This is a genomic window from Pseudomonas sp. N-137 (genome assembly GCF_034555295.1).
GTDB lineage: Bacteria > Pseudomonadota > Gammaproteobacteria > Pseudomonadales > Pseudomonadaceae > Aquipseudomonas > Aquipseudomonas rhizophila.
On record NZ_JAXUDQ010000010.1, the window covers coordinates 249,558 to 270,308 of the forward strand.

The window sequence follows — 20,751 nt, forward strand, 5'->3', positions numbered from 1 at the left end:
CCACCGCTATCGCGAGCAGGCTCGCTCCCACATTTAGATTAGTGTTGCCCTCACCTCTGCATCACTGCCATCAATCATCCTGTTCAGCCTCTATTGCCACGCCTAGACTCGGCCCATTCCAAAAAAAGGTAAGCCGCCATGTCCGAGACGTTGCTCAGTTCCCGAAATCTGGCTTTCGAGCTGTATGAAGTCCTTGATGCCGAGGGCTTGACCCAGCGCGAGCGGTTCGCCGAGCACAATCGCGAAACCTTCGACGCGGCCATCGGCACCGCCCGCAGCATCGCCGAAAAATATTTCGCACCGCATAACCGCAAGAACGATGAAAACGAGCCGCGCTACGAGGACGGTCAGGCGATCCTGATTCCGGAAGTAAAGCCGGCGGTGGATGCCTTCCTGGAGGCCGGTTTTCTCAATGCCGCACGCAGTTTCGACGCCGGCGGCATGCAATTGCCGACGCTGCTGTCCCAAGCCTGCTTCGCGCACTTTCAGTCGGCCAACGCCGCTTCGACCTCTTACCCGTTCCTGACCATGGGCGCGGCGAACCTGATCGAAAGCTTCGGCAGCGAGGAGCAGAAACAACGTTTCCTGCAACCGATGATCGATGGTCGCTTCTTCGGCACCATGGCCCTGACCGAACCCCACGCCGGATCTTCGCTGTCGGATATTCGTACCCGTGCGGAGCCGGCATCCGACGGCACTTATCGGCTCAAGGGCAACAAGATCTTCATCTCCGGCGGCGATCATCCGCTGTCGGAAAACATCGTGCACATGGTCCTGGCGAAACTGCCGGACGCGCCACCCGGCGTTAAGGGCATCTCGCTGTTTATCGTGCCCAAGTTCCTGGTCAACGACGACGGCAGCCTCGGCCAGCGTAACGACGTGCTGCTGGCCGGGCTGTTCCACAAGATGGGCTGGCGCGGCACCACCTCCACGGCGCTGAACTTCGGCGACAACGGCGAATGCGTCGGTTACCTCGTGGGGAAACCGCACCACGGCCTGAGCTACATGTTCCAGATGATGAACGAAGCGCGGATCGGCGTTGGCATGGGTGCGGTCATGCTGGGTTACGCCGGCTACCTGTATTCCCTTGAATACGCCCGCGAACGTCCGCAGGGCCGGGTGCCCGACAGCAAGGACCCCACCACCGCTCCCGTGGCGATCATCCAGCACGCCGATGTACGTCGCATGCTGCTGACCCAGAAGGCCTACGTTGAAGGCGCATTTGACTTGGGCCTGTACGCCGCACGCCTGTTCGACGACACCACCACCCTTGAAAGCGAAGCCGAGCGCAGACGCGCCCATGAGTTGCTGGATCTGCTGACCCCCATCGTCAAATCCTGGCCATCGGAGTTTTGCCTGAAAGCCAACGAACTGGCGATCCAGATTCTGGGGGGCCACGGCTATACCCGCGAATACCCGGTCGAACAGTATTACCGCGACAACCGCTTGAACCCGATTCACGAAGGCACCCACGGCATCCAGTCCCTGGACCTGCTGGGACGTAAACTGGCGCAAAACGGCGGTGCAGGGCTCAAGCAACTGATCCGCCTGGTGGCCGACACCAGCGAACGCGCCCAGGCGTACGAATCATTGGCGGCGTTGCGTCAGCCGCTGGAAGCCCTGGTGGCGCGCCTGCAAACGGTGACCCTGGGCCTGCTGACGGACCTGGCCCAAGGCAAGGTCAACAGCAGCCTCGCCAACTCGGCGCTGTATCTCAAGGTGTTTGGGCACATGGTGATTGGCTGGCGCTGGCTGGAGCAGGCGATTCGGGCCGAGGAAGGCCTGGCCAAGGGGAACGCGACGGACACCGACTTCTATAAGGGCAAGCTGCAAGCGGCGCGGTATTTCCTGACCTGGGAAGTGCCGGGTTGTCAGCATGAGCTGGCGCTGCTTGAGGCGCGGGATGATACCTGCCTTGGGATGCGGGAGGAGTGGTTCTGATCCAGTTCTTGCGGCGCGGCTGAAACCCAATCGCGAGCAGGCTCGCTCCCACAGTGGATCGGCGGTGAACACGGATATTGCGTTCACTCAGCCCCATGTGGGAGCGAGCCTGCTCGCGATGACTTAAGTACAGACAACGACGCTTTGTAAGCCAAGTTGCGACTTCAAGCCTGCTGAATCGTCTTGGAAATGACCTCGACCGTGGCGCTGACTTGCTCTTGGTAACGGTCGAGTTCCGCTTGATGTTGCTTCTGCATTTCCATCTGCTGCGAGCACAGGTTCATGGCCGCCAGCACCAGCAGACGATCACCGATCAGCGTCGGGTATTTCCTTTTGGTGTCGGCCAGGGCGGCCTTGAGCATCGAAGCGGCGTCCAGCAGGGCCTGTTCCTGCCCGGCCGGCGCCTTGATTGAATAGTCCTCTCCCAGGATCGAGACGACCGTCACCCCGTCGGCGCCATGCTTCATGCGCTGACAGGACCGGCGCTGGCGCGCTCGATCAGGGCCTGGATGCGCGCGGCGGTGGTGCCGTGCAGCTCTTCCTGTTCCATCAGGCTCAGTTGCAGGCTTTCATTTTCATCCTTGGCCTTGGCCAGTTCCGCGTTCAGGGTCTCATTCAGGCCGGCCAGTTGACGGTTCTGTTGCACCAGATCGTTGACCAGTTGTTCCAGTTGGCTGAGGGATGTTTCCAACATATTGATTTCCAGGCTTTTTCAAGGGGGCGCGTACGATAAAGAAAAGTCACCGTCAATGCCACGACTTGGGGCGGCGGTGCTTCGCTGGCGAGCTGTAAAGACTGTGAATGGAAGATCTGGTTCCCGCCCTTCGTCGCGCAGCAGGCGCTGCCCTGCGACAAAAGCACGCAGCGACTCAAGACTTTAGTCGTATGACCGATAAGTCAGGGAACACCTGTCACCACCCCCGCACGGACGCGCCCCCTTCCGGTACTTTCCATGTCCCTACGTAATATGAATATCGCGCCGCGGGCGTTCCTGGGGTTTGCCCTGATCGGCGCCCTGATGCTGGCCCTCGGGGTGTTCGCCCTGAGCCAGATGAGCAAAATCCGTGCATCCGGCGAAAGCCTCGTCCAGAACAGCGTGCCCAGCATCAAGGCCCTGGATGAATTCACCTCGCTGACCCTGCGTCTGCGCGTGCTGTCCTATCGCTTGCTGGTCAACCGCGAACCGGACGTCCAGCAGAAAACCTTCAGCTTGTTCGAGCAACGCAACCAGCAGATCCAGACGGCTCAAAGCGCCTACGAAAAACTCATCAGCTCCCCGCAAGAGCGGGCCGCCTACGATCAATACGTTCAATTGCTGGGCCAATACCGCCAGCTCGAAGAGCGGATGAAAACGTTGTCGCGCAACAATCAGCTCGATGAACTGCGTGCATTGCTCAACACTGAACTGCTGAGCAACTCAGACGCCATCAACGCGGCGATCGCCCGCTTGGTGGACATCAACAACCAGCAAGCCGAGGCCCTCAATCAGGGTGCGACCCAGCAATATTCAACGGCCTTCAATTGGGTGGTCACGCTGCTGGTCATCGCCACCGGCCTGACCCTGCTGTTCGCCTGGCTGCTGACCAACAGCATTACCCGTCCGATCGGCAGCGCCCTGGACGCCGCCGAAGAAATCGCCAAGGGCAACCTGACCCGACCGATTACCGTGGATGGCAACGATGAAGCCGGTCGCCTGCTGCGGGCGATGTCGACCATGCAGGACAAACTGCGCGACACCCTGCAACGGATCTCCGGCTCGGCCACCCAACTGGCTTCCGCCGCCGAAGAGCTCAACAGCGTCACCGACGAAAGCGCCCGTGGCCTGACCCAGCAGAACAATGAAATCGAACAGGCCGCCACCGCAGTCAACGAGATGACCAGCGCCGTCGAAGAAGTGGCGCGCAACGCGGTCAGCACCTCCGAAGCCTCGAAAGACGCCACCGCCTCTGCCGGTGACGGTCGCGACCTGGTACAGGAAACTGTCAGCGCCATCGAGCGCATGAGCGCCGATGTGCAAAGCACCGCCACGTTGATCGGCGACCTGGCCAACGAGTCCCGTGACATCGGCAAGGTGCTGGACGTGATCCGCGGCCTGGCTGACCAGACCAACCTGCTGGCCTTGAACGCCGCCATCGAAGCGGCCCGCGCCGGTGAGGCCGGTCGTGGTTTCGCCGTGGTGGCCGACGAAGTGCGCGCTCTGGCCCATCGCACCCAGCAGTCGACCAGCGAGATCGAACGCATGATCGGCAGCATCCAGAGCGGCACCGAACACGCCGTGGATTCGATGCGCAACAGCACCGAACGTGCCGAGTCGACGCTGAACATCGCCCGTGGTGCCGGCCTGTCCCTGGACACCATCAACACCGCCATCGTCGAAATCAACGAACGCAACCTGGTGATCGCCAGCGCCGCCGAGGAACAGGCCCAAGTGGCCCGTGAAGTGGACCGCAACCTGGTGAACATCCGCGACCTTTCGGTGCAATCGGCCACTGGCGCCAACCAGACCAGCGCCGCCAGTGCCGAACTGTCGCGTCTGGCCGTGGACTTGAACAGCATGGTTGGGCGGTTCAGCCTTTAACCCGCGTAACGGTTGATCGTCCACAGACCGTGCGCGATCAACCCTCCAGCTTTTGTGGCGAGGGAGCTTGCTCCCGCTGGGCTGCGAAGCGGCCCCATAACCTCAAAAGCGACGACTGCTTCGCAGCCGAACGGGAGCAAGCTCCCTCGCCACGGTATTGCTGCCGCGCTTGTACCCCCCAATCCGCCAACCTTTTTTGACAGCATCACATTTCAACAGGTTAGAATCGCTGGCACGCAGACTGCATGGTCAGTTTGCGCCCGCCCCCCACGCTTGCTCGGAGTACTGCCTTTGACTGCGACGACCATCAACAGCCTGTTCTTGATCGGCGCGTTGCTGGTAGGTGCGAGCATTCTGGTCAGTTCTCTTTCGTCCCGCCTGGGCATCCCGATTCTGGTGATCATCCTGGCCGTGGGCATGGTTGCCGGTGTCGACGGCGCCGGGATTCTGTTCGATAACTACGCCACGGCCTATCTGGTCGGCAACCTCGCGCTGGCGGTCATTCTGCTGGACGGCGGCTTGCGCACACGGGTGTCGAGCTTTCGCGTGGCGTTGTGGCCAGCATTGTCGCTGGCCACCGTTGGCGTCCTGATCACCACCGGGCTGACCGGCCTGGCGGCGGCGTGGCTGTTCAATCTGAACCTGATGCAAGGTCTGCTGATTGGCGCCATCGTCGGCTCGACCGATGCCGCGGCGGTGTTTTCGCTGTTGGGCGGCAAGGGCCTGAACGAGCGGGTCAGCGCGACACTGGAGATCGAATCCGGTAGCAACGACCCCATGGCGGTGTTCCTGACCGTAACCCTGATCGGCATGCTCGCCAGCGGTGAAACCGGTCTGCATTGGAACCTGCTGGGGCACTTGTTGCGTGAATTCGGCATCGGCGGGGTGATCGGCCTGGGTGGTGGCTGGCTGATGCTGCAACTGGTCAACCGCATCAACCTGGCCAACGGGCTCTACCCGATCCTCGTCATCAGCGGCGGCCTGGCGGTGTTCGCTCTGACCAATGCCCTGCACGGCAGCGGCTTCCTCGCGGTTTACCTGTGCGGCCTGGTGATCGGCAACCGCCCGGTGCGCAGCCGTCATGGCATCCTGCACATGCTCGATGGCATGGCCTGGCTGGCGCAGATCGGCATGTTCCTGGTGCTGGGGCTGCTGGTCACGCCCCATGACCTGTTGCCGATCGCCCTGCCGGCCCTGGGCCTGGCCTTGTGGATGATCCTGATCGCACGTCCGCTGTCGGTGATGGTGGGGCTGTTGCCGTTCAAGGCTTTCCATGGCCGCGAGAAAGTGTTCATTTCCTGGGTCGGCCTACGCGGCGCGGTGCCAATCATCCTGGCAGTGTTCCCGTTGATGGCCGGCCTGCCCAACGCCCAGCTCTACTTCAACCTGGCGTTCTTTATCGTGCTGGTGTCGTTGCTGGTGCAGGGTACGAGCCTGCCGTGGGTCGCCAAACTGTTGCACGTTACCGTCCCGCCAGAACCCCTGCCGATCTCCCGGGCAGCGCTGGAGGTCCACGTCACCAGCGAGTGGGAACTGTTCATCTATCGCCTCGGCGCGGAGAAATGGTGCATCGGCTCGCCCCTGCGGGATCTGAAAATGCCCGACGGTACACGGATCGCAGCCCTGTTCCGTGGCCAGCAACTGCTCCATCCGTCGGGTAGTACGGTGCTGGAAGTCGGTGATTTGTTGTGTGTGATCGGCCATGAACACGATTTGCCGGCCCTTGGAAAACTGTTCAGCCAGGCACCGCAAAGGGGCTTGGATCTGCGCTTCTTCGGCGACTTCGTACTCGAAGGAGACGCCCAGCTGGCCGCGGTTGCGGCCCTGTACGGGCTGAAGCTGGACGGCATCGATCCGGACATGTCCCTGGGCCGTTTCATCGCCCAGAAAGTCGGTGGCGCGCCAGTAGTCGGTGACCAGGTGGATTGGAACAACACCCTTTGGACCGTTGCGGTCATGGACGGGAACAAGATCGGCAAAGTGGGCGTCAGATTCCCCGAAGGAAGTCGCCCGGGTCCCGGCTTGTTCCTCTAAACTGCTCCCACTTTCACTTGCTCGACCGGTCTCTATGCCTACCCTGCGCTCCTTTTTAACCATTGCCCTGCTGGGCCTGAGTCTTTCCGTCTGCCCACTGCAAGCCGCCGAACCGCTCACCAGCGCTTCGGTCCAGGCCAGCCTGGACAAAATCGCTGACCGCAAACTGCCGGAAGCCGAGCAGAAGGCCTTGCAGGAGACCCTGCAAAAGACCTTGGCACAGCTCACCAGCAAGGCCGAATACGAGCAGAAGCTGGTCGATCTCAAACAGCAGCTGGCCAGTGCCCCCAAGCAAAACATTGAAAACCAGCGCGAGCTGGCCCGGCTCAAGAGCACCCCCGTGGTGCCGGTGGCGCAGCGTTACGCCAACCTGCCGGTGCCCCAGCTCGAACAGATGCTGACGGACCGTTCCACCCAGCAGAGTGACCTGCAAAAAGCCCTGGCCGATGCCAACAGCCTGATCATCACCGCCCAGACCCGCCCCGAGCGCGCCCAGGCCGAAATCGCCAGCAGCCAGACCCGCATCCAGCAGATCAACACCATCCTCAAGACGGGCAAGGATGCCGGTAAAACCCTGAACGGCGAACAGCGCGACCAGCTCAACGCCGAACTGGCCGCACTCAATGCCCTGATTCCGCTGCGGCGCCAGGAACTGGCCGGCAACAGCCAGTTGCAAGACCTGGGCAACAGTCAGCACGACTTGCTGACGGAAAAGATCGACCGCATGGAGCAGGAAATCCAGGACCTGCAGACGCTGATCAACCAGAAGCGACTGGCCCAGTCCCAGGAAACGGTGACCCAGCAATCCATCGAAGCCCAGAAGGCCGGCGGCAGCAGCCTGCTGGCGACCGAAAGCACGGCCAACCTGAAACTTTCCGACTATCTGCTCAAAAGCACCGACCGCCTCAATGAGGTCACCCAGCAGAACCTGCAGACCAAGCAACTGCTGGACAGCGTTACCCAGACAGACGCGGCCCTGGACGAGCAAATCAGCGTACTCAAGGGCAGCCTGCTGCTGTCCAAGATTCTCTACAAACAGCGCCAGACCCTGCCGCGCCTGGAACTGGACAAGAATCTGGCGGACCAGATTGCCGACATTCGCCTGTACCAGTTCGAAGTCAGTCAACAACGCGAGCTGCTGAACAACCCAAGCGCCTATGTCGACAATCTGCTGGCCTCGCAGCCTGCCGAGCAAGTCACGCCGCAACTGCGCAAGACCCTGCTGGAACTGGCCCTGACCCGGGTCGACCTGCTGGAAAGGCTGAACCGCGAGTTGAGCGCGGTGCTTAACGAATCCATCACCTTGCAGCTCAACCAGAAGCAACTGCTCAGTACTGCCCAAAACTTGCGGGCGACCCTGGAAGAGCAAATGTTCTGGATTCCCAGCAACAAGCCGCTGGATTTCGAATGGATGCGGGGCGTGCCAGCGCGCCTGGAAAAACAGGTCGACTCGCTACCCTGGGCCTCGAGTCTCAGTGAGCTGGCGGACGGCCTGACCCAGCGGCCGCTGCTGTTCCTGCCCCTGGCGCTGCTCATCGGTGCGCTGCTGTGGCGACGCAAGAATCTGTATGCCCGGTTGAACAAGGTTCACCAGGACGTCGGCCACTTCAAGCGTGACAGTCAGTGGCACACCCCCCAGGCGATTCTGATCAATATCCTGCTGGCAATGCCGGTAGCCCTGGCGCTGGCCCTGTGCGGCTACGCCCTGCAGATCGACGCCCGGGGCCAGAACGCCAACCTCGGCGCGGCGCTGCTGCAGATCGGCCAGGCCTGGCTGGTGTTCTATACCGCCTATAGGGTGCTGGCGCCCGGTGGCGTGGCCGAGTTGCATTTCCGCTGGGAAAAACCCCAGGTCGAATTCCTCCAGGGCTGGATCCGCCGGCTCGGGCTGGTGGTACTGGCGCTGGTCGCGGTGGTGGCCGTGGCCGAATTGCAACCCTCGGCCCTGGCCGACGATGTATTGGGCATGCCGGTGGTGCTGACCTGCTACGCCCTGATGGCCTGGCTGCTCAGCCGCCTGTTGCTCAGCAGCCCGACCCACCAGAACACCTCGCTGTTCCGCAAGGCCGTCGGGGTGATGTTCACCGCGCTGCCAATCGCCTTGTTCGTAGCGGTGTGCTTCGGCTACTACTACACCGCGCTCAAACTCAGCGACCGACTGATCAATACCCTGTACCTGCTGATGTTCTGGCTGGTGATCGAGGCCACCTTCGTGCGCGGCCTGTCCGTCGCGGCGCGGCGCCTGGCCTACCAGCGCGCCCTGGCCAAGCGTCAGGCGACCAAGGAAGCCGGTGATGGCGAAGCAGTGGTCGAGGAGCCGACCCTGGACATCGAAAAGGTCAACGAACAGTCCCTGCGCCTGATCCGCCTGGCGCTGCTGGGCGGTTTCATCGCCGCGCTGTACTGGGTCTGGTCGGACCTGATCAGCGTGTTCTCCTACCTGGACAACATCACCCTCTACGAGTACACCAGCGGTACCGGCGCCACCATGAGCATGGTGCCCATCAGCATCGGTGACATGCTCGGCGCCCTGATCATCATCGGCATCACCTTCGCCCTGGCACGTAACCTGCCGGGACTTTTGGAAGTGTTCGTCCTGTCCAAGCTCAACCTGGCCCAGGGCAGCGCCTATGCCGCCACCACGCTGCTGTCCTATGTGATCGCCGGCATCGGCTTCGTCACCACACTGTCCACCCTGGGCGTGAGCTGGGACAAGCTGCAATGGCTGGTGGCCGCGCTCTCAGTCGGCCTGGGCTTCGGCATGCAGGAAATCTTCGCCAACTTCATCTCCGGGATCATGATCCTGTTCGAACGTCCGGTGCGGATCGGCGACACCATCACCATTGGCAACCTGTCGGGCACGGTCAGCAAAATCCGTATCCGTGCCACCACCATCACCGACTTCGACCGTAAAGACATCATCGTTCCGAACAAAACGTTCATCACCGGACAGTTGATCAACTGGTCGCTGACCGACACCGTCACCCGAGTAACCCTCAAACTGGGTGTCGACTACGGATCAGACCTTGATCTGGTCAAGGAACTGCTGCTCAAGGCTGCCCGCGAGAACCCGCGCGTGCTGAAAGAACCAGAACCACTCGTGTACTTCCTCAACTTCGGGGAGAGTACCCTGGACCATGAGCTGCGCATGCATGTGCGCGACCTGGGTGACCGCAATCCTGTGCTGGACGAGATCAACCGGTTCATCAGTCGCGAATTCAAGAAGCAGAACATCAGCATTGCGTTCCGGCAGGTAGAAGTTTCCTTGAAAAATCTTCAAGGCCTGGAATACAAGCTGACACCTGTCTTGCCTGGAGACAAAACCGCGACGCCTGAGCCTCCCCTCACGCCAGGGCCCAAGTCCTTGCCAGAGCCGCCGGCAGCCACCCTCGACTGATCGCGCGAAGCCTGCGGGCATCGCGCCGGAGACGGCCATGAAAACCCTGGAAACATTGACCTTCGATAACCGCTTCGCCCGTCTTGGCGACGGTTTCTCGGCCCACGTGCTACCCGAGCCCATCGACAATCCCCGGCTGGTCGTTGCCAGCGACCAAGCCATGGCATTGCTGGACCTGGACCCAGTCGAAGCCCAGGCGCCGCTGTTCGCCGAGCTGTTCGGCGGACACAAGCTGTGGGCTGAAACCGAGCCCCGGGCGATGGTGTATTCGGGCCACCAGTTCGGCCATTACAACCCACAACTGGGGGACGGCCGCGGGTTGCTACTGGGGGAGGTATACAACGAGGCCGGGGACCACTGGGACCTGCACCTCAAGGGCGCCGGCCAGACACCGTTCTCACGCATGGGCGATGGACGGGCGGTATTGCGCTCCTCGATCCGCGAGTTCCTGGCGTCCGAAGCGCTGCACGCCCTGGGCATACCGACTACACGCGCCTTATGCGTGATCGGTTCCGACACCCCGGTATGGCGCGAAAAGCAGGAGCGCGCCGCCATGGTGTTGCGGATGGCGCCGAGCCATGTGCGCTTCGGGCATTTCGAATACTTCTACTACACCAAAAAGCCCGAGTTGCATGCCACCCTCGCGGAGCATGTGCTGAACATGCACTTTGCCGAGTGCCGCGAACAACCGGAGCCGTACCTGGCGATGTTCCGCGAAATCGTCGAGCGCAACGCCGAACTGATCGCCAAATGGCAAGCCTACGGCTTCTGCCACGGTGTGATGAACACCGACAACATGTCGATCCTGGGCATCACCTTCGATTTCGGGCCGTTCGCCTTCCTCGACGACTTCGACGCCAACTTCATCTGCAACCACTCCGACGACCAGGGCCGCTACTCGTTCAGCAACCAGGTGCCAATCGGCCAATGGAACCTCAGCGCACTGGCCCAGGCCCTGACACCGTTCATCAGCGTCGAGGCCCTGCGTGAAACACTCGGTTTGTATTTGCCGCTGTACCAGGCCCACTACCTGGACCTGATGCGCCGCCGCCTGGGCCTGACCAGCGCCGAGGAGGATGACCAGAACCTGGTGGAGCGCCTGCTGCAATTGATGCAAAACAGCGGCGTCGACTACAGCCTGTTCTTCCGCCGGCTAGGCGATCAGTCCCCCGAACAGGCCGTCGCCGCCCTGCGCGATGACTTCGTCGACCTCAAGGGCTTCGACGCCTGGGGCGAGCTATACGTTGCCCGCGTCAGCCGCGAAGGCCCTGTCGATCAAGACCTGCGTCGCGTCCGCATGCACGCGGTGAACCCACTGTATGTGCTGCGCAACTACCTGGCGCAGAAAGCCATCGACGCCGCCGAGGCAGGCGACTACGAAGAAGTCCGCCGCCTGCACACGGTGCTGAGCAGGCCGTTCGAAGAACAGCCGGGCATGGACAGCTACGCGCAACGCCCGCCGGAGTGGGGCAAACATCTGGAGATCAGTTGTTCGTCGTAAAACCTTCAGTCCTGCGAGGGCAAGGCATGTGGGAGCAAGGCTTGCCCGCGATGAAAGCAACTCGGTCTTCCCCATAAACCGAGGAGCCTGTATCGCGAGCAAGCTTTGCTCCCACAGGGAAACGTCAAATAAAGGTTTCAACCGACACGCCGAAGCGCCCCGCCAGCCAGCGGATCTGCCTCAAATTGAGCTGGCGCTTGCCGCTCAACACCTCCGATACCACCGACTGGGTGCCGACGCCCGGCAAGTCGCTCTGGCTCATCCCATGCTCGCGCATCAGGTAGCGAAGTGTCTCGACGCCGCTGGCCTTGGGCATTGGCCGATGTTGGTGATCCCAAGCCTCGATCCATTCGCCGATGATGTCCACCAGGCTCATAAGGGGATGGGCTTCGTCTTCACCAATCAATTCCAGCAATTCATCGAGAGCTGCGACCAACCGGTCGTAGTCCTCCTCGTTCCTGGGTTTGCGCAGCAGGGGCGACACAAACTCCCAATGGGCGGCGACTTGTTCGATTAGTGCACTCATCCCTTTTCCTCCTTCCACTTGCCTCTGTCGTATTCCTGATGATCCAGCACGCATTTGATGTACAAGCGCTGAGGCCGATAGCGAACCACGGCAACCAGTCGCAATTTATTGCCACCAATATCGAACACATGTAGCGGACCGACCTTGTCGGTTGCGGGAAAAATGGATTTCATCGCAGCGAAGTCAGCCGGGCTGTTGCGTTTGATAAGCCGATACCATTGATCCAGCGAATTGGCGCAGCGCGGCCATTTTTCCTTGGCCTCCCAGATGCGCTTCTCAGTGATCACATGCATGCAATGTCCTTATCGCATTTTGCTATGGAGGAGTTAAACACAGATCGGACGCATCGCAAATTGCGATAGAGCCAAATAGACAGAAGGTTGCCGAAGTGTTTTTTTAGCCTAGTCACTCAAGGCTTCAAGACTTCGGCAAAAAATGTGAGCGGATGTGAGCCTTGCTCACCCCACCTTATCGTTGCCCTGCTCAGGCGTCTCGATGCCCGGTTCTGCCTCGCCACTCTCTGCTTCACCAGCCGGTTTGGCCGGCGGTTTTTTCTCGGGGTAGCCGGGCATGCCGCGGGCGTCTTCGGGAGTCAGTTCATCCCGTTCGTGGCGACGGTCGATGGCGTAGGACGGGGCGGCGTTCGGGTCTTCGTCGCGGCCGGCGGTGCCGAGGACGAAGCCGTCGTCGTTAGGGTTGGTGGGTGCCTGGGGGATAGTTGGGTCTTGAGGATTGCTCATGGGGCCTCCTGGGTTGCGAACAGGTGCTGTGTGTTTTTTGAGGGCCTGGGGCGTTTTCAGTGCGGCGCACCTGATGAATGGCAGTCTTGATAAATGTCCTGGGAAAATGCCTGGATCGTGAGTCCGCTCCCACAAGGGAAATCCGGTGGTAATGCTGCCTGCGCCCTACGCCATATCACTCTGGCTGAATTCTTCGGCCAGAAAATCAATCAGCGTGCGCACCGACGGCAGCAACCCGCGCCGGGAGGCGAAGATCGCATGGACGATCCCGCACTTGGGCGTCCAGCCCGGTACCAATTCCACCAGCCGGCCAGCAGCCAGGTCTTCGCGCACCACCACGGCAGGCAGGTGAGCGATGCCGATACCCGCCAGTACCGCGTGACGCAGGGCCAGCAGGTCATCGGTGACCATGCGTGGTTCATGGCGAATCAACGCGCTGGCGCCGTCCGGGCCGAACAATTCCCACTGGTATTCACGCTGCGCCGCCCCCCAGTGCACGCTCGGCAAACCGTGCAGGTCCGCCGGTGAAGCGGGTGAGGACAGACGCTCGCGGTAGGCCGGGCTGCCTACCAGGCACTGGGTGCTATTGCCCAGTACTTTCATGACCATGTCGGTGTTTTCCAGCGGCGGAAAGCGTACCCGCAACGCGATATCGAAACCCTCATGGATCAGGTCGACCCGGCGGTTGGTGCTCTCAATGAACAACTCCACCCGTGGGTACTTGAGCATGTAGCGGGTCAGCATCGGCCCGACCCAGCTGTTGAGCAACGCTGTCGGGCAACTGATACGCACCAGGCCCTGGGGCTCGGAGCGGTTGCGCTCGATCACTTCGGCCGCGCTCTCGGCCTCGACCCGCATCGCCAGGCAGCGCTGGTAGTAGGCCTGGCCGATCTCCGTCAACGAGCAATGACGACTGGAGCGATGGATCAACCGCACCCCAAGGCGTTCTTCCAGTTGGGCAATGCGCCGGCTGAGCTTCGATTTGGGCATGTCCAGCGCTCGGCCGGCGGCGGCGAAACCGCCGTGCTCGACCACTTGGGTGAAGTAGTAAAGCGTGTTGAGGTCTTCGATGATCGTTCTCCAAATAGAACGCTAAGGCTGATTTTTGCAGTCTAGCGCATCAAAGGTGCCAGTTTTAATCTATGTCCATCGCTTAGCAACACACCAACACTGAAAACTTTAACCACGCCGAACCGCTCGGCAGCCAAAACTTAGAGGACTAACGCCATGACCACTTCCTACAAGCGTCTCGACAAAGATAACGCCGCCGTTCTGCTGGTGGACCACCAGGCTGGCCTGCTGTCGCTGGTGCGTGACATCGACCCGGACCGCTTCAAGAACAACGTGCTGGCCCTGGCCGACCTGGCCAAATACTTCGAGCTGCCGACCATCCTCACCACCAGTTTCGAAACCGGCCCCAACGGCCCGTTGATGCCCGAGCTCAAGAGCCTGTTCCCGGACGCGCCGTACATCGCCCGCCCCGGCCAGATCAACGCCTGGGACAACGAAGATTTCGTCAAGGCGATCAAAGCCACCGGCAAGAAGCAACTGATCATCGCCGGCGTCGTCACGGAAGTCTGTGTAGCCTTCCCGGCACTGTCGGCCCTGGCCGAAGGTTTCGAGGTGTTCGTGGTCACCGATGCCTCTGGCACCTTCAACGAGCTGACCCGTCAATCGGCCTGGGACCGCATGTCCTCCTCGGGTGCGCAATTGATGACCTGGTTCGGTCTGGCCTGCGAACTGCACCGCGACTGGCGCAACGATGTGGAAGGGCTGGCGACCTTGTTCTCCAACCACATCCCGGACTACCGCAACCTGATGACCAGCTACAACACGCTGACCAGCGCGAAGTAACCGGCAACGCGTAACCCCTGTGGGAGCGAGCCCGCTCGCGATGACGGTCTGACAGTCAATGACGTATTGACTGTCAGGCCGCAATCGCGAGCAGGCTCGCTCCCACAAGTGTTTGCGGTGTGCTCTACACGGTGGTCAAATCTTTACCAATGATCTTTTCTGGAGTTGTCCCAATGCTGATCCCCTGCCCCCACTGCAACGGGCTCAACCGCATCCCCGCCGAACGCCTGGGCGATGAGCCCAAGTGCGGGCGCTGCAAGGCCCAGGTGCTGTTGAGCAAACCGTTCGAACTCAAGCAAGGCGACTACGCCAGCCAGATCAAGGGTGACCTGCCGTTACTGGTGGATGTGTGGGCCGATTGGTGCGGGCCATGCAAATCCTTCGCGCCCGTGTTCGAACAGGCCGCCATGCAACTGGTGGGTAAATGCCGCCTGGCCAAGCTCGACAGCGAAGCCAACCAGCAGCTATCGGCACAGCTGGGGATCCGCTCGATACCCAGCCTGATCCTGTTCAAGGACGGCCGCGAAGTGGCGCGCCAGAGCGGGGCATTGCCGTTGCCGCAGTTGATGAGTTGGTTGCGCGGCCAGGGGATTTGACCTCAGCACTGTGGGAGCGAGCCTGCTCGCGATAGCGGACTGCCTGGCTACCTCTATGTTGAATGTGCCACCGCAATCGCGAGCAGGCTCGCTCCCACAGTGGACTTGTATACGCCAGTCAATCAGGCGCTTTCCAGCAAGCTATGCAACTCCATGAACTGCTGGGTCAGCTTGTGCCGCGGGTCCAGATGGATCAGGGGCAAGCTCGCCTGATGGGATTCTCGCATGCGCACCGAACTGCTCAGGTACACCGGCAAAACCGGCAAGCCTTCGGCAATGAGTTCGTCAAGGATCTGCTGCGGCAGGCTGGCCCGCGCCTGGAACTGATTGACGACGATGCCTTCGACTTCGAGCCCTTCGTTGTGGTCGTCCTTGAGTTCTTCTATTTCCGCCAACAGACCGTACAACGCCTGACGTGAAAAGCTGTCGCAATCGAAGGGAATCAGCACACGATCAGCGGCGATCAGTGCCGAAACCGCATAGAAGTTCAAGGCGGGCGGGGTATCCAGATAGATCCGGTCGTAATCCTCGCCCAGCTCTTCGAGCAACTTGCGCAGTTTGTTGATCTTGTGTTTCGCCTCAAGCTTGGGTTGCAGATCCGTCAGCTCGGCGGTGGCAGTGATGACGTGCAGGTTGTCGAACGGTGTTTCGTAGATATCCACCTTGTTCTTTTTCGAGAAGGGCCCGGACGACAGGGTTTGCTTGAAGAAATCGGCAATACCCATGGGGATGTCGTCGCCGGTAAGGCCCGTCAGGTATTGAGTCGAATTGGCCTGGGCATCCAGGTCCACCAACAGCGTGCGATACCCCTCGCTGGCACTGACCGCTGCCAGATTGCAGGCGATGCTGGACTTGCCCACGCCACCTTTCTGATTGAATACCACGCGCCGCATGTCAAAACCTCCGTGTATCAAAGATTCCCGAGTGTAGTAGGCCTCGATACCCCTTCGCTACCTTCGCTGCGGATGGACTACGACGCCGGAGGTTTTTTCCACCCCTGAAGCATCAACTTGGCGCGAGAGTGACAGAAACGTCCGACAGACATACTCGTCATAATCGCGACAATGGCTCTTGTCTGCGCCTGGACGAACGAACCGGTACATTTCGCTGAGCAAAATGTAACCAGCATTTGCTACAAGCCAACCGCACCCGGATAATGCGCGCCACTTGGGTCGCAAGACCATGCAGGGTTGGACGCGGGTCAAACCACTGAACCGTGACAATAAAAGCCCGCAGGGGTGGGGTGTATTTGTGATCAATTTCAACATCGCCCAATGGCGCGCGTGGGCCCCTGGGCTCGAAAGCGTGGACGACTGGCAGGCATGGAGCCGACAGCCGGTCGTGTTGCCCGCCAGCGATGCCGCCCCTGACGTTTCGTTTCTGCCGGCCATGCAGCGCCGTCGCCTCAGTCGCCTGGCGCGGATGGCCTTCAGCGTGGGCTGGCCGCTGGCCGAAGGCCGGTCGAACCTGCCGTTGGTCTTTATTTCCCGTCACGGCGAAACCCCGCGTACTTTTGAGATTCTCAAGGACCTGGCAGCCAACCAACCGTTATCGCCGACTCAATTCAGCCTGTCGGTGCATAACGCCGTGATCGGCCTGTGGTCGATCCTGCGCGGCGAAACCAGCGAAATGACCGCCCTGGCGGCCACGGGCGACGGGCTGGAACACGGGATCCTGGAAGCCGTTGCGCTGCTGAACGAGGGAGCGGCGGCGGTGCTGCTGGTGATCACCGAAGAGCAGCCACCCCAGGTGTACGCTCCCTGGGTCAACGATGTGCCCTTCCCCTATGCAGTGGGCTTGCTGTTGACTCCAGGCGACGATTGGCAACTGGACCTGTCCACCCAGGCCGGTCAAAGGCCCGCCAGCGACTGGCCCCATGCCCTGGGTTTGTTGCGTACGCTGCTGAACAACCTATCCACCTGCCAACATGCCTGGAAGAATCGTGTATGGACCTGGCAACGCAACCGGTGAACGGTAAACATCGCGACGCCTACTACTGGCGCCTGATCGCGACTGCGGCAAGCTTCGTCCTGTTCGGGCTAGGCGGGCTGTGCCTGCGATTGCTGGTGTTTCCATTGCTGGCCTGGCTGCCCGGCGACGCCCAGGCCCACCGCCTGCGAGCCCGCCGCACTGTGGGGCGACTGTTCTGGTTCTTTATCCGTTTCATGGCCCGCACCGGCGTGCTCACCTATCAGATCGACGGCGCGGAGAAACTCGGTCGCCCCGGGCAAATGATCATCGCCAACCATCCGTCGCTGATCGACGTGGTGTTCCTGATCGGCCTGGTGCGCGACGCCAACTGCGTGGTCAAGCAGAGCCTGTGGGAAAACCCCTTCACCCGCGGCCCGCTGCGTTCGACCCAATACATCAGCAACGACGGCAGCATGGACATGCTTGATGCCGCCAGCGACGCCCTGCAGGACGGCCAGAGCCTGATCGTGTTCCCCGAAGGCACCCGTACTCGGCCAGGCCAACCACCGGCCTTTCATCGGGGCGCAGCGGCCATCGCGCTGCGAGGTGCGAAAATCCTCACTCCGGTGACCATCAAGGTCAGCCCCACCACTTTGACCAAGGCCGAACCCTGGTATCGCATCCCTCAGCGCCGCGTGCACTTCAGTTTCCACGTGGGGGCCGATATAGATCCACAGGCGTTCGCCGCGCTCGGCCCTGCGCCGCAGGCTTCGCGCAGGCTCAACGATTTTCTGCATCACTATTACATCAAGGAGCTCGCCGAAGATGAGCGATCTGCACCATGACATCAAACAGCTGATCATCGACGCCCTCGGCCTGGAGGACATCAGCACCGACGATATCGGCGACCATCAGACCCTGTTCGGCGAAGGCCTGGGCCTGGACTCGGTGGATGCCCTGGAGCTGGGCCTGGCGATCCAGAGGGAGTACGGGATCAAGATCGATGCCGACGCCAAGGACACCCGCAACCATTTCAGCAATGTGGCAAGCCTTGCGGCCTTCGTCACTGCAAATCGCGTAGCCTGAGACCGGACCATGCAAACTCGTGACGACATTTTCAATACCCTGCGCGATGCTCTGGTCGAGCTTTTCGAGCTGGACCCTGAGCGCGTGACGCTGGAGTCGAACCTGTACCAGGACCTGGAAATCGACAGCATCGACGCGGTCGACCTGATCGACCACATCAAGCGCCAGACCGGCAAGAAGATCGCCGCCGAAGAATTCAAGTCGGTGCGCACCGTCAACGACGTGGTCGAGGCGGTCTATCGACTGGTTCAACCGGCCGCATGACCCGGCTGATTGGCCTCGGCCTGCTGCTGGTGGGCCTGTTGTACCCCTTTGCGGTGTATTTCGGCATGGAGCATTTCGCCCCATGGCAGTTCGGCCTGCTGCTGGGTAGCCTGTGGCTGGCCCGGGCATTGCTCGGTAAAAGCGGGCCCGGCAGCCGCTGGATGGCGGTTACGGCAATTGCCTTCAGTGTTTTGCTCGCGCTGTTCGACAGCCCGCTCCTGCTGCGCTGGTATCCGGTGCTGATCAGCGCCTTCATGCTCGGGCTGTTCGCCCTGAGCCTGAAATACGGTCCGCCGATGGTCGAGCGCCTGGCGCGCCTGCGCGAACCGCAGCTACCGGCCAACGCGGTGGTGTATACCCGCCAGGTCACGGTGGTCTGGAGTGTATTTTTCCTGTGTAACGGCTTGCTCGCCGCCGCCCTGACCCTCTGGGCGCCGCTGAGCTGGTGGATGTTGTACACCGGCCTGATTTCCTACGGATTGATGGGGCTGCTGTTTGCCATTGAATGGCTTATACGACAACGGGTAAGAGGCCGCCCATGAATTGGATAACACTTGAGCAGATGTTGCTCAGAGCCCAGCCGGACCGTGCTGTGGCCGTCGACCCGGCGCTAAGCCACTCGCAACTGCGGGACGCGGCGCTGGGCCTGGCCGCCGGTCTGCAGGCCCGCGGCGTACGGCGCATAGCGGTGCACCTGGAAGACGCCGCCGACCTGGCGGTGGCCCTGCTCGGTGCCTGGCGCGCCGGGGCCAGCGTCCTGCTCCCGGCCGACCTGCAAGCCCAGACCCGCCAGCGCTGGTCGGCGGACGTCGACCTGTGGTTGACCGATCAACCCACGGACATCCGTCTCGACGACCTGCGACAAGCCCCCCTTGAGGCCACTGAACTGGACCTCGATCAGTGCTGGCTGAGCCTGTGCACCTCCGGGTCAAGCGGCGAGCCCAAGCGCATCGAGAAAAATCTGCGTCAGTTGAGCAACGAAGTCCAGGCCCTGGAACAATTGTGGGGCACCGACCTGGGCCCGGCCTGCGTGATCGGCAGCGTCGCCACCCAGCACATCTATGGCCTGCTGTTTCGGGTGCTGTGGCCGCTGTGTGCCGGGCGTACATTCGTGCGCCGGCAACTGGCTTTTCCCGAAGACCTGCAACGCGCCAGCCGTCAGTACCCGGCTTTTGCCTGGGTCGCCAGCCCGGCCTTGCTCAAGCGCATGGGCGATAACCTCGACTGGCCAGCCTTGAGCTGCGTACGCCGGGTATTCTCCTCCGGTGGTGCCTTGCCGACCGAGGCCGCCCAAAGCCTGCACCAGCGGCTGGGGCAGTGGCCGACGGAAATCTTTGGCAGTTCGGAAACCGGCGGCATCGCCTGGCGTCAGGGCGCAGGCTTATGGCAGCCCTTCGCCGACGTAAAGCTGAGCCAGGACAGTGACGGCGCCTTGCTGATCGCCTCGCCTTATCTGCCGGCCGGCCATGTGGAACACACCGCCGACGCGGCGCGGATCGCCGGGGATGGACGCTTCGAACTGCTCGGACGGCTGGATCGCATCGTCAAGCTTGAAGAAAAACGCATCTCCCTGCCCATGCTGGAACGGGCGTTGATGGCCCACGACTGGGTCAGCGAAGCCCGACTGGGGGTGGTCCAGGAAAATCGCGCCTCCCTCGGGGCGCTGCTGGTGCTGAGCGAAAGCGGCCTGCACGCCTTGCGCAACCTGGGTCGACGCGCCGTGACCGAGGCCTTGCGCCGTCACTTGAGCGAACACTGCGAAACCCTCGCCTTGCCTCGGCGCTGGCGCTGGCTGCGGCAGTTGCCGCTCAACGCCCAAGGCAAGCTGCCCCAGGCCGAAGTCGAAGCCCTGCTGATGGCTGCGCGCCCCAAAGCCCCGCAAGTGCTCGAACAGGTCGAAACCGACGGGCAATGGAGCCTGCAACTGCTGGTGCCCCCGGACCTGGCGTATTTCAGCGGCCACTTTCCCACCGCACCGGTCCTCCCCGGCGTGGTGCAGGTCGACTGGGCCTTGAGCCTGGGCCGACAACTGATGGACCTGCCGCCGCGGTTCGTCGGCATGGAAGTGCTGAAGTTCCAGCAACTGATGCGCCCCGGCGATGAAATCCAACTGCACCTGCGTTTCGACCGCGAGCGCGGCAAGCTGTACTTCGCTTATCGCAATGACACGGCGGCCTGTTCGAGTGGGCGGATTGTCCTGGGGGTGGCCGATGATTGATTCATGCAAAAACACCGCTCCATTGTGGCGAGGGGATTTATCCCCGCTGGGTTGCGAAGCGACCACAAAAGCTGCGCAACGACACTGCCCGATGACGAGCGCTTC

The 20,751-nt window shown here is 61.6% G+C and carries 20 protein-coding genes; 13 read left to right on the top strand and 7 right to left on the bottom strand.

All coding sequences use genetic code 11. The features are described from left to right. Positions 1–138: 138 nt before the first annotated feature. A complete protein-coding gene (locus T3A99_RS10645; RefSeq protein WP_274090510.1) occupies positions 139–1,941 on the top strand; it encodes an acyl-CoA dehydrogenase in 1,803 nt (600 codons plus the stop codon). A 164-nt stretch (positions 1,942–2,105) separates the two neighbouring features. On the opposite strand, the gene T3A99_RS10650 is transcribed toward T3A99_RS10645, so the two are convergent. Both T3A99_RS10650 and T3A99_RS10655 read right to left on the bottom strand, forming a co-directional pair. Then, positions 2,106–2,408 (bottom strand): cell division protein ZapA, encoded by a 303-nt coding sequence (locus tag T3A99_RS10650; RefSeq protein WP_047225923.1) that lies wholly within the window; start codon positions 2,406–2,408, stop codon positions 2,106–2,108. Next, positions 2,405–2,635 (bottom strand): hypothetical protein, encoded by a 231-nt coding sequence (locus tag T3A99_RS10655; RefSeq protein WP_047225924.1) that lies wholly within the window; start codon positions 2,633–2,635, stop codon positions 2,405–2,407. Before T3A99_RS10655 ends, T3A99_RS10650 begins: the two co-directional genes overlap by 4 nt. Before the next feature lie 258 nt (positions 2,636–2,893). Between T3A99_RS10655 and T3A99_RS10660 the strand changes: the two genes are divergently transcribed. The 4 genes from T3A99_RS10660 to selO all read left to right on the top strand — a co-directional run bounded on the left by T3A99_RS10660 (position 2,894) and on the right by selO (position 11,451). Beyond that, positions 2,894–4,519: a methyl-accepting chemotaxis protein gene (locus T3A99_RS10660; RefSeq protein WP_047225925.1), complete on the top strand. Its 1,626-nt coding sequence runs from the start codon at positions 2,894–2,896 to the stop codon at positions 4,517–4,519. Between the two features lie 291 nt (positions 4,520–4,810). After that, a complete protein-coding gene (locus T3A99_RS10665) occupies positions 4,811–6,553 on the top strand; it encodes a potassium/proton antiporter (protein ID WP_047225926.1) in 1,743 nt (580 codons plus the stop codon). A 34-nt stretch (positions 6,554–6,587) separates the two neighbouring features. Beyond that, a complete protein-coding gene (gene mscK / locus T3A99_RS10670; protein WP_274090509.1) occupies positions 6,588–9,950 on the top strand; it encodes a mechanosensitive channel MscK in 3,363 nt (1,120 codons plus the stop codon). Between the two features lie 37 nt (positions 9,951–9,987). After that, positions 9,988–11,451: a protein adenylyltransferase SelO gene (selO, locus tag T3A99_RS10675; RefSeq protein WP_107321425.1), complete on the top strand. Its 1,464-nt coding sequence runs from the start codon at positions 9,988–9,990 to the stop codon at positions 11,449–11,451. 124 nt (positions 11,452–11,575) lie between these two features. Here selO and T3A99_RS10680 read toward each other — a convergent pair whose 3' ends face one another. From T3A99_RS10680 to T3A99_RS10695, 4 genes are all read right to left on the bottom strand, one after another. Continuing rightward, entirely contained in the window at positions 11,576–11,977 is a 402-nt protein-coding gene (locus T3A99_RS10680) for a helix-turn-helix domain-containing protein (protein ID WP_076382957.1), read from the bottom strand. Then, the gene (locus tag T3A99_RS10685) at positions 11,974–12,270 is read right to left on the bottom strand and encodes a type II toxin-antitoxin system HigB family toxin (protein ID WP_076382959.1); all 297 of its coding nucleotides are present in this window, start codon (positions 12,268–12,270) and stop codon (positions 11,974–11,976) included. The genes T3A99_RS10680 and T3A99_RS10685 overlap by 4 nt, the downstream gene beginning before the upstream one ends. Before the next feature lie 165 nt (positions 12,271–12,435). Then, the gene (locus tag T3A99_RS10690) at positions 12,436–12,717 is read right to left on the bottom strand and encodes a hypothetical protein (protein WP_047225931.1); all 282 of its coding nucleotides are present in this window, start codon (positions 12,715–12,717) and stop codon (positions 12,436–12,438) included. A 165-nt stretch (positions 12,718–12,882) separates the two neighbouring features. After that, positions 12,883–13,788: a LysR family transcriptional regulator gene (locus T3A99_RS10695; protein WP_188252209.1), complete on the bottom strand. Its 906-nt coding sequence runs from the start codon at positions 13,786–13,788 to the stop codon at positions 12,883–12,885. A gap of 156 nt (positions 13,789–13,944) precedes the next feature. On the opposite strand from T3A99_RS10695, the gene ycaC reads away from it, so the two are divergent. Both ycaC and trxC read left to right on the top strand, forming a co-directional pair. Then, positions 13,945–14,571, top strand: coding sequence for an isochorismate family cysteine hydrolase YcaC (ycaC, locus tag T3A99_RS10700; protein ID WP_047225933.1), 627 nt, complete (start codon positions 13,945–13,947; stop codon positions 14,569–14,571). 173 nt (positions 14,572–14,744) lie between these two features. Further along, positions 14,745–15,167, top strand: coding sequence for a thioredoxin TrxC (trxC, locus tag T3A99_RS10705; protein ID WP_173407460.1), 423 nt, complete (start codon positions 14,745–14,747; stop codon positions 15,165–15,167). 122 nt (positions 15,168–15,289) lie between these two features. On the opposite strand, the gene T3A99_RS10710 is transcribed toward trxC, so the two are convergent. Then, entirely contained in the window at positions 15,290–16,060 is a 771-nt protein-coding gene (locus T3A99_RS10710; protein WP_047225935.1) for a ParA family protein, read from the bottom strand. 358 nt (positions 16,061–16,418) lie between these two features. Here T3A99_RS10710 and T3A99_RS10715 point away from each other — a divergent pair, with 358 nt between their 5' ends. From T3A99_RS10715 to T3A99_RS10740, 6 genes are read left to right on the top strand one after another with little or no spacing between them, the layout of a single operon-like run. Next, positions 16,419–17,138: a beta-ketoacyl synthase chain length factor gene (locus T3A99_RS10715; RefSeq protein ID WP_076386490.1), complete on the top strand. Its 720-nt coding sequence runs from the start codon at positions 16,419–16,421 to the stop codon at positions 17,136–17,138. Further along, complete coding sequence (locus T3A99_RS10720) at positions 17,114–17,923, top strand: lysophospholipid acyltransferase family protein (protein ID WP_047225936.1); 810 nt, start codon at positions 17,114–17,116, stop codon at positions 17,921–17,923. Before T3A99_RS10715 ends, T3A99_RS10720 begins: the two co-directional genes overlap by 25 nt. Continuing rightward, the gene (locus T3A99_RS10725) at positions 17,904–18,164 is read left to right on the top strand and encodes a phosphopantetheine-binding protein (protein ID WP_047225937.1); all 261 of its coding nucleotides are present in this window, start codon (positions 17,904–17,906) and stop codon (positions 18,162–18,164) included. Before T3A99_RS10720 ends, T3A99_RS10725 begins: the two co-directional genes overlap by 20 nt. A 9-nt stretch (positions 18,165–18,173) precedes the next feature. After that, complete coding sequence (locus tag T3A99_RS10730) at positions 18,174–18,428, top strand: acyl carrier protein (RefSeq protein WP_030140951.1); 255 nt, start codon at positions 18,174–18,176, stop codon at positions 18,426–18,428. Further along, on the top strand, positions 18,425–18,970 hold the full coding sequence (locus T3A99_RS10735) for a membrane protein (RefSeq protein WP_047225938.1): 546 nt from the start codon (positions 18,425–18,427) through the stop codon (positions 18,968–18,970). The genes T3A99_RS10730 and T3A99_RS10735 overlap by 4 nt, the downstream gene beginning before the upstream one ends. Continuing rightward, positions 18,967–20,646: an AMP-binding protein gene (locus T3A99_RS10740; protein ID WP_274090508.1), complete on the top strand. Its 1,680-nt coding sequence runs from the start codon at positions 18,967–18,969 to the stop codon at positions 20,644–20,646. The genes T3A99_RS10735 and T3A99_RS10740 overlap by 4 nt, the downstream gene beginning before the upstream one ends. Positions 20,647–20,751 lie beyond the last annotated feature (105 nt).

Coding starts and splice junctions, on each gene's coding strand:
- T3A99_RS10735 (WP_047225938.1), top strand. CDS start 18,425: ATGACCCGGCTGATTGGCCTCGGCCTGCTGCTGGTGGGCCTGTTGTAC.
- T3A99_RS10650 (WP_047225923.1), bottom strand. CDS start 2,408: ATGAAGCATGGCGCCGACGGGGTGACGGTCGTCTCGATCCTGGGAGAG.
- trxC (WP_173407460.1), top strand. CDS start 14,745: ATGCTGATCCCCTGCCCCCACTGCAACGGGCTCAACCGCATCCCCGCC.
- T3A99_RS10655 (WP_047225924.1), bottom strand. CDS start 2,635: ATGTTGGAAACATCCCTCAGCCAACTGGAACAACTGGTCAACGATCTG.
- T3A99_RS10710 (WP_047225935.1), bottom strand. CDS start 16,060: ATGCGGCGCGTGGTATTCAATCAGAAAGGTGGCGTGGGCAAGTCCAGC.
- T3A99_RS10730 (WP_030140951.1), top strand. CDS start 18,174: ATGCAAACTCGTGACGACATTTTCAATACCCTGCGCGATGCTCTGGTC.
- ycaC (WP_047225933.1), top strand. CDS start 13,945: ATGACCACTTCCTACAAGCGTCTCGACAAAGATAACGCCGCCGTTCTG.
- T3A99_RS10680 (WP_076382957.1), bottom strand. CDS start 11,977: ATGAGTGCACTAATCGAACAAGTCGCCGCCCATTGGGAGTTTGTGTCG.
- mscK (WP_274090509.1), top strand. CDS start 6,588: ATGCCTACCCTGCGCTCCTTTTTAACCATTGCCCTGCTGGGCCTGAGT.
- T3A99_RS10645 (WP_274090510.1), top strand. CDS start 139: ATGTCCGAGACGTTGCTCAGTTCCCGAAATCTGGCTTTCGAGCTGTAT.
- T3A99_RS10660 (WP_047225925.1), top strand. CDS start 2,894: ATGTCCCTACGTAATATGAATATCGCGCCGCGGGCGTTCCTGGGGTTT.
- selO (WP_107321425.1), top strand. CDS start 9,988: ATGAAAACCCTGGAAACATTGACCTTCGATAACCGCTTCGCCCGTCTT.
- T3A99_RS10740 (WP_274090508.1), top strand. CDS start 18,967: ATGAATTGGATAACACTTGAGCAGATGTTGCTCAGAGCCCAGCCGGAC.
- T3A99_RS10720 (WP_047225936.1), top strand. CDS start 17,114: ATGGACCTGGCAACGCAACCGGTGAACGGTAAACATCGCGACGCCTAC.
- T3A99_RS10690 (WP_047225931.1), bottom strand. CDS start 12,717: ATGAGCAATCCTCAAGACCCAACTATCCCCCAGGCACCCACCAACCCT.
- T3A99_RS10685 (WP_076382959.1), bottom strand. CDS start 12,270: ATGCATGTGATCACTGAGAAGCGCATCTGGGAGGCCAAGGAAAAATGG.
- T3A99_RS10725 (WP_047225937.1), top strand. CDS start 17,904: ATGAGCGATCTGCACCATGACATCAAACAGCTGATCATCGACGCCCTC.